We start from the raw sequence: 12,853 nt of genomic DNA, 5'->3' as shown, positions 1-12,853 counted from the left end.
TATGCTACAAATGAATTTACCAGGTTTGTCATTAAAAAACCCTATCATGCCTGCTTCTGGATGTTTTGGTTTTGGGAGAGAGTATAGTCAATTTTATAATTTAAGTGAGCTTGGTTCAATTATGATTAAAGCAAGTACACAAGAACCCCGTTTTGGTAACCCTACACCACGTGTAGCGGAAACAGAAGCAGGTATGTTAAACGCGATTGGATTACAAAATCCAGGAGTTGAAAAAATCATATCAGAAGAACTGGCTTGGCTTGAGCAATATGATGTTCCTATCATTGCGAATGTTGCTGGTTCTCAAATTGATGATTATGTATATGTGGCTGAAAAAATTAGTCGAGCGAATAATGTTCATGCATTAGAATTAAATATTTCATGTCCTAATGTAAAAACTGGGGGTATTGCTTTTGGTACAGTACCTGAGGTTGCAGCACAGTTAACGAAAGCTGTAAAAGAGGTTTCAGCAGTGCCTGTTTATGTAAAGCTTTCACCTAATGTAGCAAATATCGTTGAAATGGCCAAAGCAATAGAACAAGCTGGTGCTGATGGGTTAACGATGATCAACACATTAATTGGTATGAGACTTGATTTGAAAACAGCAAAACCGGTTATAGCAAACAAGACTGGAGGATTATCAGGTCCTGCTATTAAACCAGTGGCTATTCGAATGGTGTATGAAGTAAGTCAAGCTGTAAACATTCCGATTATTGGAATGGGTGGCGTACAAAATGTGGATGATGTTATTGAATTTTTGTATGCAGGGGCAAGTGCTGTTGCAGTAGGCACGGCGAACTTTGTGAATCCATTTGTTTGTCAAGAAATCATTCAGCAGTTACCGGGAAAATTACATGAGTTAGGTTTTAATTCTGTTGAAGAGTGTATCGGAAGGAGCTGGAAAACTGATGCAAAGACCCCTAATTATAGCTCTTGATTTTAAAGATCGAAATGAAGTAGACGAATTTTTAAGTCACTTTCGAGAAGAAAAGCTTTTTGTAAAAGTTGGGATGGAGCTTTTCTATCAAGAGGGACCTTCAATTATTTCACATATCAAACAGTTAGGTCATGATATTTTCCTAGATTTAAAGTTACATGATATACCTAACACTGTAAAACAAGCAATGCGTGGGTTAGCAAAGCTTGATGTAGATCTTGTGAATGTTCATGCCGCAGGTGGGAAAAAGATGATGACAGCTGCAATAGAAGGCTTAATCGAAGGCACTCCGGCTGGTAAGAAACGTCCTAATTGTATCGCAGTTACCCAACTAACAAGTACTTCACAAGAAATGGTTCAAGATGAACTTTTAATAGATAAAAACCTTGATGATGTAGTGCTTCACTATGCAAAGTTGGCTAAAGAAAGTGGTTTAGATGGTGTTGTGTGTTCTACACATGAGGTCGAGATGTTAAATGAGAAAATTGGAGATTCATTTATTACAGTTACCCCTGGTATTCGAATGAAAGATGATTCTGCTTATGATCAAACAAGGATTGCCACTCCTGACCAAGCTCATGAACTCGGATCTACGGCGATCGTAGTTGGTAGAAGCATTACTAAACAACAAAATCCATATGAAGCTTACTTACATGTAAAGAAATCTTGGGAGGGTATAGAAGGATGAAAACAACTATAGCAAAACATTTACTAGAAATTAAGGCTGTCTATCTCCAACCAAATGAACCTTTTACATGGTCTAGTGGAATGAAATCTCCAATTTATTGTGATAATCGTTTGACATTACCCTTTCCTGAAATAAGAACAAAAATTGCAGAAGGTCTAGCAAATCTAATTAAAGAACACTACCCAGAGGTAGATGTGATTGCAGGCACTGCTACTGCTGGTATTCCACATGCAGCATGGGTAAGTGATAAATTGAATTTACCAATGTGCTATGTACGTAGTAAAGCAAAAGGGCATGGTAAAGGAAATCAAATTGAAGGACAAGTTCTTGAGAATCAAAAGGTTGTTGTTGTCGAAGATTTAATTTCAACAGGAGGAAGTGCAATCACAGCTGTTGAGGCACTTAGAGCTTCTGGATGTGAAGTTCTTGGCATCGTGTCAATCTTTACTTATGGTTTAGCTGTTGCTGAAGAAAAGCTAACAGAGGCAAATATAGATTCAAAATCTTTATGTGATTATGATACTTTAATAGAAGTTGCTGCTAAAGAAGGATATGTTAGTGACGATGATATAAATAAGTTAAAAATGTGGAGACAAAACCCATCTAACGAAGATTGGTTAAATATTTAAAGTATGTAAAGCAAAAAGCAAACGGAAAAGCACCGATTGCTTTTTGCTTTTTTATATTTGTTTTTATATCTTCAAGTTTTATGATTAACATGAGGAATTTAGTCTGAATGAAAGGAGATGAAATAATATTACATTGTCTTTTTATAATTGACGACCAATTAGCAAAAATAAAGTTAAATCATTGAGAAAATCTAAACCAAAGGTATTTAATAACCGGAGCTATAATCATCACTGATAAAAGCTAATTTAATAAACAGATCACTTATATAGAAGAGACCATCATGATAAATGAGGTAGTCGAAAGGATGATAAATAACCCAATATAAGCAGGATAAATCCATCGATCCGAAAGTTTTAGTTTTTTTAATAAATAAAAAGCAGCGAGGCCTAAGATAGAAAAGAGAAAGGTAACTGGACGTTTCTTCATATGCTTTAAGAACTGTAGGTCTGGCTTGTACATAAAAACATGAGCACTACATAAGCAAAAAAAGTAAAAGCTTATAAAGACAATGAGTATATGAACTAGAATTGACAACATTAATGACCTCCTATACACAAAATTCTACATACTATTAATATATGTTTCTCTGTATAATATATTCCTAAAACTAAACACCTTAATTCAGAGTCTTTTTGTTGGCTTTAAAAAGTGAGGATTTTTGTGATTAACAATATTGTTAACACAAACGGATCAACTATTGAAATCACTGATTATTAAGCGTGTATAAAAGAATATCTAAAAGTTGTCTTATTATTTTCCATGATAAAAGAACTATGTTTAAGTTATATAAGATAAGAAAAAATATTAATCCTATCAGTAAACTCGGGTTGACTTTTAAAGTAATTGTGTTAAAATTTTGTCAATAGTATAATAATTTCAAGGAGTTGAAGTAGAGACTGTGCTTGATTCCAAGAAACATTGGATGAAGGAACACAATGAATGTGTTCTTCATAAAATAATTCATATTAAAATACTCGGCTTTAAATATAATTCCGACTATTAATGTACGAATAAATGGTTTTTAATGAATAATAGAATGAAAGAGGTGTAGCGGAGAATGCTTACTTATCAGAATTGGGTAGAACCTAAAGAAGATTTTGAAATTGATGAAACATATCGTGGTGCTTTGAATGTAATTAAATGGGCGTATGACCATTATGGTGATGATGTTGTTTATGCATGTAGCTTCGGTATTGAGGGAATTGTCCTTATCGATCTGATTTCAAAAATAAAATCTGATGCAAAGATTGTTTTTTTAGACACTGATGTTCACTTTAAGGAAACATATGAGCTTATTGATAAAGTAAAAGAAAAGTATCCTTCCTTAAATATTCAGTTAAAAAAACCAAAGCTTACATTAGAAGAGCAGGCTGCTCAACATGGTGATAAGCTCTGGGAGAGAGAACCAAACAAGTGCTGTAACATTCGTAAAATTATCCCATTAGAAGAAACATTAAATGGTGCGACAGCATGGATTTCGGGTCTTAGACGTGAACAATCTGAAACTAGAAAGCACGTTAATTTTATTAACAAGGATGAACGCTTTCATTCGGTAAAGGTTTGCCCACTTATTCACTGGACATGGAAGGATGTATGGAGATATGTTCATAAAAATGACTTAATCTATAACCCGCTTCATGACAGAGGATATCCAAGTATCGGTTGTTTTCATTGCACGAAACCTGCATTTAATGAAGATGATTTAAGATCTGGAAGATGGTCAGGGCAAATGAAAACAGAATGTGGCCTCCATCAATAGGAGGAAACTAAAAGATGTTAGAAATAATAGCGATTGTAATTAGCTTCTTTTTTGCCATGAATATAGGGGCAAGTGGAGCAGCAGCTTCAATGGGAGTTGCTTATGGATCTGGGGCAATTAAAAATCCCAGAAATGCATTAATATTATGTGGTATAGGAGTTATACTAGGTGCAGCAATCGGTGGTGGAGAGGTTGTAAAAACAATAAGTTCTGGGATCATCCCAACATCATTTATCTCAATTAAAATTGTTGTTATTATCCTATTCTCAGCAACATTTTCACTTTTTTTATCAAATCTATTAGGTATACCTCTGTCAACAAGTGAAGTAACAGTTGGATCTGTTGTTGGCGTTGGTATTGCATTTCAAGCTTTATATGTTAATAGTTTGCTATGGATTGTTATGTTTTGGGTTATAGTGCCAATTGTTGCTTTTGTTATAGCATTTTTATTTATTAAAATATTGCATTATTTCAAGTTGTCTGAAAAATATTCATTTGAAGGTAAGATTATAACTTATTTGTTGATTTTTGCTGGTTTTTTTGAAGCCTTTTCAGCTGGAATGAATAATGTTGCAAATGCCGTGGGTCCTTTAGTAAGTGCTGGAATTATATCCGTTTCAAAAGGTACTTTCATAGGTGGTGCTTTTGTGGCACTGGGGGCTTTGTTTCTTGGTCGTAGAGTTCTTGAGACAAATGGTAAGAAGATTACAAGCTTCTCCAAAATTGAGGGTGTCCTTATATCAGGAACTGGTGCAACGCTTGTAATTATTGCTTCGCTTTTTGGTATTCCGGTGCCACTTACACAAATAACAACATCTTCTATTCTTGGAATTGGAATTGCTAAATCAGGTAAAACAGTTCTTCAACAAAAGATTGTTAAAAAGATGCTAATGGTTTGGTTAATATCACCACTTGTTTCACTGACGATGTCTTATTTCTTAGTAAAATTATTAATCGAAAGTGATTTTTATACAATATTTGTTTTACTTAGTTTATTGCTTGCTACAATTGGTGCAATTAGCTTAATGAAGGCTACTAATCAAGAAAGACGTACAGTGCATCAAGAAGGTGGAGGAATATAAGATCATTCCTATAAAACAGATCTTAATGAATTGGAAATAGTTTTACAATAAATGAACTGGAGGATTTAAAAATGAGCATACAGCCACACGGAGGAACATTAATTCAAAAATTATCTTTAGGTGAAGATGTTTCTAACATTAGTAAAGAAATTGAACTTGATGGTATTGCTTTAAGTGATCTAGAATTAATTGCAATTGGCGCATACAGTCCTATAGAAGGCTTTTTAACTAAAGAAGATTATGAATCTGTTGTTGAAAATATGAAATTATCAAATGGTGCAGTGTGGAGTATCCCAATTACGTTACCTATTTCTGAAGACAAGGCTTCTAGTTTAGCTGTTGGTGATGAAGTCCGTCTTGTAGCAAACGGTGTTACATATGGTACGGTTAAGGTAGCTGATATTTTTACCCCAGATAAGAAAAAAGAAGCATTGAATGTTTATCGTACAGAAGATTTAGAACATCCTGGTGTTAAAAAAATGTTTGACCGTGGTGATGTTTATGTAGGTGGAGAAATAAAGCTTGTATCTCGTCCTGAAAAGAAATTTGCAGATTATTATTTAGATCCAAAGGAATCGAGAGCAAAATTTGCAGAGCTTAACTGGAAAACAATTGTTGGATTTCAAACACGTAACCCAGTTCACCGTGCACATGAATATATTCAAAAAACTGCTTTAGAAACTGTAGATGGTTTGTTCTTAAATCCTTTAGTTGGGGAAACGAAGTCTGATGATATTCCAGCAGATATTCGTATGGAAAGCTATGAAGTATTACTAAAGAATTATTATCCAGAAGATCGAGTTCACCTTGCAGTGTTTCCGGCAGCTATGAGATATGCTGGGCCAAGAGAAGCTATCTTCCATGCACTTGTGCGTAAAAACTATGGCTGTACCCACTTTATTGTTGGAAGAGATCATGCTGGTGTTGGTGATTACTATGGAACATATGATGCACAAAAGATATTTAATAACTTTACTGCAGATGAATTAGGAATTTCACCTTTATTCTTTGAACATAGCTTTTATTGCACAAAATGTGAGGCGATGGCATCTTCTAAAACATGTCCACATGGTAAAGAGGACAGAGTTATTTTATCTGGTACTAAGGTTCGTGCAATGCTTCGTAATGGTGAGCTACCACCGAGTACGTTTAGTCGTAAAGAAGTTGTCGAAGTGCTAATAAAAGGAATGAAACAAACAGTAAATTCATAAGGAGGTCGAAATTATTTTATGACTACTAATAATATTGTGTGGCATAATACATCTGTTACAAAAGAAGAAAGAAGAAAGAAAAACAATTATCAAAGCTATGTTTTATGGTTTACTGGTTTGTCAGGTTCAGGTAAATCAACATTAGCCAATGCACTTGCAAGATATCTTTTTGAAGAAAATATCGGTACATATGTACTTGATGGAGATAATATTAGACATGGCTTAAATAATGACCTAGGATTTGATGATGAAGACCGTAAAGAAAATATCCGTCGAATCGGAGAAGTTTCTAAGTTATTTGTTGACAGTGGTCAGATTGTTTTAACGGCATTTATCTCACCGTTCCGTGAGGATCGACAACAAGTGAAAGATATTCTTGCTGAAAATGAGTTTTTTGAAGTATATGTTAAATGTTCATTAGATGAATGTGAAGTCCGAGATCCTAAAGGATTATATAAAAAAGCACGAAACAATGAAATCAAACATTTTACAGGAATTGATTCTCCATATGAAGAGCCAGAAAATCCTGCTATAATAGTAGATACTGAAAGTCAGAGTGTTGAAGATTCAGTTAAATATATCGTAGACTTTCTGGTTGCTAAAGGATTAATTAATAATTAAATTTCTCAAATAAAGTCTTGTATTTAAGATAAATAGATTTTGGAAAATAAGCAATCGGTGATGTAAACCGGTTGCTACTTTTCTAATTAATTGAGTTATTATGTAAGATAAGGAAAGTGATTTTGTAAAAAGAAAGGGGGAGAAATGATGGCAAAGGTATATTTAGTAGGAGCAGGCCCTGGTGATCCGGAATTATTAACGATAAAAGCACTCAAATGCATACAAAAAGCGGATGTTATTTTATATGATCGTTTAGTAAATAAAGAGGTTTTAAAGCATGCGAAGAATGAGTGTGAACTAGTTTATTGTGGAAAGCTACCAAACTATCATACGATGAAGCAAGAAACAATTAATCATTTTTTAGTAAAATACGCAAAAAGTGGTAAAGTTGTTACTAGGCTTAAAGGTGGAGACCCGTTTATTTTTGGTCGGGGGGGAGAAGAAGCTGAAGCCTTAAGCTTGAATAGCATCCCCTATGAAATTGTTCCAGGTATTTCATCAGGAGTTGCAGCAGCAGCATATGCAGGTATTCCTGTTACACATAGAGATTTAAGTGCTAGTGTTGCTTTTGTTACAGGTCATCGAAGAGAAGGAATTCACGAGCAAGTTAAGTGGGAATCACTTGCAAAAGGTATTGATACATTAGCTATTTACATGGGAATAAGTAATTTACCATATATTCAAAGTCAGCTTATTAAATATGGTAAATCCCTACAGACACCAGTTGCTGTAATAAACTGGGGGACAACAGATGTGCAAAAAACGGTCATTGGTACACTTGAGAATATAAATGACCGTGTAAAACAAGAGGGAATTTCAAATCCAAGTATGATTATAGTTGGTGAAGTTGTTTCTTTAAGAGAGAAACTTAATTGGTTTGAAGAAATGATTTCAAATAAATCCCAAAGTGAGGCTCTAGTATTATGAAGCAAGCCGTTTTATATGTATGCCATGGAAGTCGTGTTCCGAAGGCGCGTGATGAAGCAGTTGAATTTATTGAATTAGTTAAACCTAAAGTTGATGCTCCTATACAAGAGGTGTGTTTTTTGGAATTAGCAGAGCCGTCTATTGATGAAGGGTTCAGATCTTGTGTAGAGCAAGGTGCAACACATATTGCAGTTATTCCGTTATTACTTCTAACGGCAGCACATGCTAAAAGTGATATACCAGAAGAAGTTGTTCATGCTACAGCTCATTTTCCGAACATTGAGGTAACGTATGGTAAACCAATCGGTGTTGATGATCGATTAACTAAAATGCTTGTTGAGAAAATGAATGAACTATCACCTATCAGTGATGAATCTGTTGCTATTTTAGTTGGAAGAGGTAGCAGTGATATGGATGTAGTGAATGATTTAAATGAGATTTCTTCTAGATTACATGCTAAAACAAATCTTAAGAAAGTTCATACATGCTTCTTAACAGCAGCTGAACCAAAATTTTCACAAAGTATTGAAGAATATTATCAATCTAATGAACAATCGATATTTGTCATTCCATACCTAATTTTTACTGGGTTACTAAAGAAAGAAGTAGATGAAACGATTGCGAAATATGATTGGGGTAGTCGTAAAGTTGAAGTTTGCTCTTACCTTGGACCACATCCGATTTTATTGGATATTTTTGTTGAAAGAGTGAATGAAGCAATAGTTAATAACGATGGTTCTTATACATTTGATAAAGGAATTAACTATGCTGCCTCTTCACATTAATGTACAAAATAAAAATGTTCTCATAGTAGGCGGAGGAAGCGTTGCACTTCGTCGCCTTCAGCTTTTCTTAGAGGAAGATGCACATGTTACAGTTGTTAGTCCTGCAGTTGTAGATGAAATTAAAAACCTTGCACAAAGCTGTCAACTTATTTGGAAGAAAAAGAAAATTGAAGTGTCTGATCTTAGAGAGGCTTTTATAATTATTGCAGCAACAAATGATCATCAAATAAATGAATGGGTTGCTAAACAAGTAACACCAAATCAACTTATTAATGTGGCAAGTAATGCAGAGCAGGGAAATGTTATTGTTCCTAAATCGATTCAAAAAGGCAGATTAACCCTATCTGTTTCAACAAATGGAGCTAGTCCCAAGTTAGCTAAACAAATTTGTGAGCAGATTTCACATCAATTTGATGAATCTTTTATAAAAGAGTTAGATATTATGTATGAAAAAAGACAAGAAAATAAAAAAAAGAAGGGAAAATGAATGTATAATAGTCATTTTCTCTTCTTCGTTATTAATGTTTTGGAGTATTATTAAATTCTACAAAGCTTGCTTCGTGAGGGAGGGCCTTAATGTGTCTCCGCTACGTCTTTCCTGTACAACAATAACCGCAATAATCACTAATATTATTCCTATGTACTGCCATCCACTTAACTTTTCCTGAAAAAATAAAAACCCCATTAATGAAGCAACAACCGGTTCAACTGTTGCAAGTATTGAGGCACGACTTGATTCTACTGTTTCAAGACCCCTCGTGTAAAAGGTATACGCTAGCACAGTTGATAAAAAACCTAATCCAATTATATAAAACCACACATTTACATGTTGAAACAAATCCAAAACATTCCATAATTGACTAAATGGTAGGATTCCCACAGAAGCAAAAATAAAAGTGTAAACAGTTACAGTTAAAGATTTATATTTTTTAAGAGCGAGTTTTCCAAAAATACTATACATGGCATAAAAAAGACCTGAACCAATTCCTAAAATTAATCCATAAACGGAAATAGCTTGACTTGAACTAGGATAAAGACCAATTACTAGCATACATCCTAAAAAGGTTAATAGTAATGCTAACACTTTACGGAATGTGAGTAATTCTTTAAATACAATTCTAGAAAGAATGGTTACAAATGCAGGAGCTGTGTATAACAATATACTTGCTATCGAAATTGATGTTTCCTCTATACTGTTAAATAAACACCAATTAAAGAAAACAATACTGACAATTCCAGTTCCAATAAAATATTTGCTATCAGCTACCTTAATTTTTAACATCTCTCTATTTTTAATCAAAACAAAAAATAAAAGAAAAAAACAAGCAGATAAAGCTCGGATTGCGACAACTTGAGTCGGGGTAAATCCTGCTTTGTATAAAAAGGTAACAAAGATACCAATCATACCCCATAAAGTTGCACCTAACAAAATGTACAAATAGGCTATGTTTTTCTGCATAATGACCACTTCCATTCAAAACATGTAAAATTAATCTTAACAAAAAAGTAAGAATTTAGAAATGGAAATCATTATTGTTTTTATTGGATTTTATAAAAAATCCTGCTTTCCTTTATAAAATCCTGTTGAAGAAAGGCTTGTTTCGTAAACTTTGTTGCTTTTAATAACTTCAAGTAAACAACATTGTATAATAAAGCAAGGTGGCATCTTTTCTTCATAAATTTGCACCTATATTGCTATAACAACAATGTTTTTACTAAATAGGACAATTAGGTACGATCATTCAAAAAAGAGCCTTAAAAAAGGAAAACATGATAAAATATGAGAAATTTATCTTTTTATAAGGAGGCAAATGAGAATGAGTAGTTCATTAACACTTATAAAACCAACAACGGATTTAAAAGAAGAGTACCTTTCTTTTTATGATGAATGGGTTCAAAGTAAGGAAGAGATGATTCCTTGGGTTATTGAAAAAGATCCAACAAACTTTGATAATATGATTCAGTTTCTAGCTAATAACGAAAAAGGCATTAATCTACCAACAGGCTGGGTTCCTGACTCAACCTATTGGCTTATAAACGAAGAAAGCCGAATTTTGGGTGTAGTAAATATACGGCATGAGTTAACAGACTTTCTTTTAACCAGAGGAGGTCACATAGGGTATGGTATTCGTCCATCAGAAAGAAAAAAGGGATATGCTACTAAACTCTTACATTTAGCTTTAGAAAAAACAAAGAAATTAGGAATTAAAAAGGTATTGGTTGTTTGTGATGAATGGAATATAGGATCATATAAAACAATTAAAAATAATGGGGGAATAGAAGAGTCAGATTTTGTTGAAGATAATGGAAATGTGATCAAAAGATTTTGGATTGAGGAATAGAAAATAAGAGAGGATAACAAGAAAAGTGTTATTCTCTCCAGAATTTTCTAACCTTATAAGACCAGTTTCATAGATTGTACCTTTTTACTAATTCTTCCGTAAACGAAATACTAAATCTTCATCTGGTGTAACATAAACTGTTTGTTGATTATCATAGATAACATACCCAGGTTTTGAACCATTTGGTTTTTTTACATATCTAATTGCAGTGTAATCAACCGGAACAGAACTTGAGTTTTTAGCTTTACTAAAATAGGCGGCAATATTTGCAGCTTCTAATAGTGTTTTTTCCGAAGGATTTGTGCTTCGGATGACAACATGTGATCCTGGGATATCTTTTGTGTGAAACCAAACATCATCACGTGCAGCTAATTTATTTGTAAGAAATTCATTTTGTTTATTGTTTTTACCGACTATGATTTCAGTACCATCACTTGATAAATAATATTCCAGACTTGGCTTTTGCAGTTTTTTCTTTTTGGTTGTTTTAGATTTCCTTTGTTTTAAATAGCCTCCTTCTATTAACTCCTCACGAATTTCTTCTATATCTCTTGGTGAAGCAGATCCAATCTGTTGTGTTAAACCTTCAAAATAATCGATTTCATGTTGAGCCAGTTCGATCTGCTGCTGAACAACTTCAACTGAGTTTTTCGCTTTTTGATATTTTGAAAAGTATTTTTGAGCATTGTCAGAAGGTGATTTTTGAATATCTAATGGAATGATGATTGTTTCATTATTCTCATCATAATAATTAATCACCTCAGCGGTTTTATCACCTTTTTTAATTGCATATAAATTAGCAGTTAATAATTCCCCGTATAGCTGAAACTCAGTAGCTTTTGCAGCTTGATCTAAAGTTGCGGCTAATTTCTTTACTTTTTTCTCATTTTTCTTCTTTTCATTAATGATAAAACGTTCTAAATCATTTCCTTGTTGTTTAACGCGATCTCTCTCAGATTTGCCGTAATAATAACGATCTAGTAACTCGGAAATAGAAGAGAAGCTTTTTTGCTCATAGTCACTAAGATGAGTTAGGTTTAGCATATAAAAGATTTCTTTATTTTGTTTATAAAAAATTTGTGGAGTAACTTGCACCATTTTTAATTCCTTTATCATAGCTAAAAATGTCTTAGGAACTGTCGTACGATTGATTAGTCCAGCTCTGTGTGTTACTTCTCTAGAAAATAAAGGCGAAATTCCTGCGAAATTTTCGACTAGCTGCTGGTCAATTTTCCCTGCATTAAAATCCAATTTCTTGAGTACTGTTTCTTCATCAGCATCAAATGGATTTGTTTTACCTTGACTAGGTGGAAGTATGTATGGCTGACCAGGTAATACGGTTCTGTGACGGTTAACTGCTGGTGACAGATGTTTAATACTATCTAAAATGGTGTTCTTCTCTTTATCGAGCAAAATGATGTTGCTGTGTCTGCCCATAATTTCTACGATTAACCTTTTTGTTGTGGTATCTCCAAGCTCATTCCTGCTTTTAACATCAATAATAAAAATTCTTTCCATTTCTAATTGTTCGATATTCTCGATAACGCCACCCTCTAAATGCTTTCTTAAAAGCATACAAAACATAGGAGGTTCACTTGGGTTTTCATAATTCTCGTTTGTTATATGTATCCGAGCATAACTTGGGTGAGCTGAAATAAAAAGCTTGTGATTTCTACCTCCTGATCTTATTTGAAAAATAAGATCGTATTTATAGGGCTGATGAATTTTTGTGATTTTCCCGTTATTTAAAGCTTCTTTTAATTCATGTGTAATTGTATATGTGAATAAACCGTCAAATGACATGGGTAAAACTCCTTTTTTAACATCTACGTTGTATGTAAGAATAATAAGTTATTTCTTGTTTTATTGAG

Annotated in this window: 13 protein-coding genes; 11 read left to right on the top strand and 2 right to left on the bottom strand. The window is 33.6% G+C overall.

What is annotated here, in order from left to right:
• Position 1 precedes the first annotated feature (1 nt).
• From FS935_RS06505 to FS935_RS06460, 10 genes are all read left to right on the top strand, one after another.
• The gene (locus tag FS935_RS06505; RefSeq protein WP_146946770.1) at positions 2-937 is read left to right on the top strand and encodes a dihydroorotate dehydrogenase; all 936 of its coding nucleotides are present in this window, start codon (positions 2-4) and stop codon (positions 935-937) included.
• Positions 909-1,625: an orotidine-5'-phosphate decarboxylase gene (gene pyrF / locus FS935_RS06500; RefSeq protein ID WP_146946769.1), complete on the top strand. Its 717-nt coding sequence runs from the start codon at positions 909-911 to the stop codon at positions 1,623-1,625. The genes FS935_RS06505 and pyrF overlap by 29 nt, the downstream gene beginning before the upstream one ends.
• On the top strand, positions 1,622-2,254 hold the full coding sequence (gene pyrE / locus FS935_RS06495) for an orotate phosphoribosyltransferase (RefSeq protein ID WP_146946768.1): 633 nt from the start codon (positions 1,622-1,624) through the stop codon (positions 2,252-2,254). Before pyrF ends, pyrE begins: the two co-directional genes overlap by 4 nt.
• Before the next feature lie 1,058 nt (positions 2,255-3,312).
• On the top strand, positions 3,313-4,014 hold the full coding sequence (locus FS935_RS06490) for a phosphoadenylyl-sulfate reductase (protein WP_146946767.1): 702 nt from the start codon (positions 3,313-3,315) through the stop codon (positions 4,012-4,014).
• A gap of 14 nt (positions 4,015-4,028) precedes the next feature.
• On the top strand, positions 4,029-5,096 hold the full coding sequence (cysP, locus tag FS935_RS06485; protein WP_146946766.1) for a sulfate permease: 1,068 nt from the start codon (positions 4,029-4,031) through the stop codon (positions 5,094-5,096).
• Positions 5,097-5,167: 71 nt separating this feature from the next.
• Positions 5,168-6,307 (top strand): sulfate adenylyltransferase, encoded by a 1,140-nt coding sequence (sat, locus tag FS935_RS06480; protein ID WP_146946765.1) that lies wholly within the window; start codon positions 5,168-5,170, stop codon positions 6,305-6,307.
• Between the two features lie 18 nt (positions 6,308-6,325).
• The gene (gene cysC, locus FS935_RS06475; RefSeq protein ID WP_146946764.1) at positions 6,326-6,928 is read left to right on the top strand and encodes an adenylyl-sulfate kinase; all 603 of its coding nucleotides are present in this window, start codon (positions 6,326-6,328) and stop codon (positions 6,926-6,928) included.
• Between the two features lie 147 nt (positions 6,929-7,075).
• Positions 7,076-7,855, top strand: a complete 780-nt coding sequence (cobA, locus tag FS935_RS06470) for a uroporphyrinogen-III C-methyltransferase (RefSeq protein ID WP_146946763.1) — start codon at positions 7,076-7,078, stop codon at positions 7,853-7,855.
• Entirely contained in the window at positions 7,852-8,640 is a 789-nt protein-coding gene (locus FS935_RS06465) for a sirohydrochlorin chelatase (RefSeq protein ID WP_146946762.1), read from the top strand. The genes cobA and FS935_RS06465 overlap by 4 nt, the downstream gene beginning before the upstream one ends.
• Positions 8,603-9,127, top strand: a complete 525-nt coding sequence (locus tag FS935_RS06460; protein WP_240050834.1) for an NAD(P)-dependent oxidoreductase — start codon at positions 8,603-8,605, stop codon at positions 9,125-9,127. The genes FS935_RS06465 and FS935_RS06460 overlap by 38 nt, the downstream gene beginning before the upstream one ends.
• A 57-nt stretch (positions 9,128-9,184) precedes the next feature.
• Here FS935_RS06460 and FS935_RS06455 read toward each other — a convergent pair whose 3' ends face one another.
• Complete coding sequence (locus FS935_RS06455; RefSeq protein ID WP_146946761.1) at positions 9,185-10,099, bottom strand: DMT family transporter; 915 nt, start codon at positions 10,097-10,099, stop codon at positions 9,185-9,187.
• Positions 10,100-10,457: 358 nt separating this feature from the next.
• On the opposite strand from FS935_RS06455, the gene FS935_RS06450 reads away from it, so the two are divergent.
• Positions 10,458-10,982, top strand: a complete 525-nt coding sequence (locus tag FS935_RS06450) for a GNAT family N-acetyltransferase (RefSeq protein WP_146946760.1) — start codon at positions 10,458-10,460, stop codon at positions 10,980-10,982.
• An 87-nt stretch (positions 10,983-11,069) separates the two neighbouring features.
• On the opposite strand, the gene FS935_RS06445 is transcribed toward FS935_RS06450, so the two are convergent.
• Positions 11,070-12,785 carry an Rqc2 family fibronectin-binding protein gene (locus tag FS935_RS06445; protein ID WP_146946759.1) on the bottom strand — a complete coding sequence of 572 codons (1,716 nt, stop codon included), beginning with the start codon at positions 12,783-12,785 and terminating at the stop codon, positions 11,070-11,072.
• Positions 12,786-12,853 lie beyond the last annotated feature (68 nt).

Source organism: Metabacillus litoralis, assembly GCF_007994985.1.
In the GTDB taxonomy this organism is placed as follows: Bacteria; Bacillota; Bacilli; order Bacillales; family Bacillaceae; genus Metabacillus; species Metabacillus litoralis.
Note: the sequence above shows the minus strand (reverse complement) of the source record. Positions and strands in the feature narration are given on the sequence as shown.

What these genes read in the sequence shown, in the direction of transcription:
- cysP (WP_146946766.1), top strand. Translation starts at nt 4,029, where the DNA reads ATGTTAGAAATAATAGCGATTGTAATTAGCTTCTTTTTTGCCATGAAT.
- FS935_RS06505 (WP_146946770.1), top strand. Translation starts at nt 2, where the DNA reads ATGCTACAAATGAATTTACCAGGTTTGTCATTAAAAAACCCTATCATG.
- FS935_RS06490 (WP_146946767.1), top strand. Translation starts at nt 3,313, where the DNA reads ATGCTTACTTATCAGAATTGGGTAGAACCTAAAGAAGATTTTGAAATT.
- sat (WP_146946765.1), top strand. Translation starts at nt 5,168, where the DNA reads ATGAGCATACAGCCACACGGAGGAACATTAATTCAAAAATTATCTTTA.
- FS935_RS06445 (WP_146946759.1), bottom strand. Translation starts at nt 12,785, where the DNA reads ATGTCATTTGACGGTTTATTCACATATACAATTACACATGAATTAAAA.
- FS935_RS06465 (WP_146946762.1), top strand. Translation starts at nt 7,852, where the DNA reads ATGAAGCAAGCCGTTTTATATGTATGCCATGGAAGTCGTGTTCCGAAG.
- FS935_RS06450 (WP_146946760.1), top strand. Translation starts at nt 10,458, where the DNA reads ATGAGTAGTTCATTAACACTTATAAAACCAACAACGGATTTAAAAGAA.
- cysC (WP_146946764.1), top strand. Translation starts at nt 6,326, where the DNA reads ATGACTACTAATAATATTGTGTGGCATAATACATCTGTTACAAAAGAA.
- pyrF (WP_146946769.1), top strand. Translation starts at nt 909, where the DNA reads ATGCAAAGACCCCTAATTATAGCTCTTGATTTTAAAGATCGAAATGAA.
- cobA (WP_146946763.1), top strand. Translation starts at nt 7,076, where the DNA reads ATGGCAAAGGTATATTTAGTAGGAGCAGGCCCTGGTGATCCGGAATTA.
- pyrE (WP_146946768.1), top strand. Translation starts at nt 1,622, where the DNA reads ATGAAAACAACTATAGCAAAACATTTACTAGAAATTAAGGCTGTCTAT.
- FS935_RS06455 (WP_146946761.1), bottom strand. Translation starts at nt 10,099, where the DNA reads ATGCAGAAAAACATAGCCTATTTGTACATTTTGTTAGGTGCAACTTTA.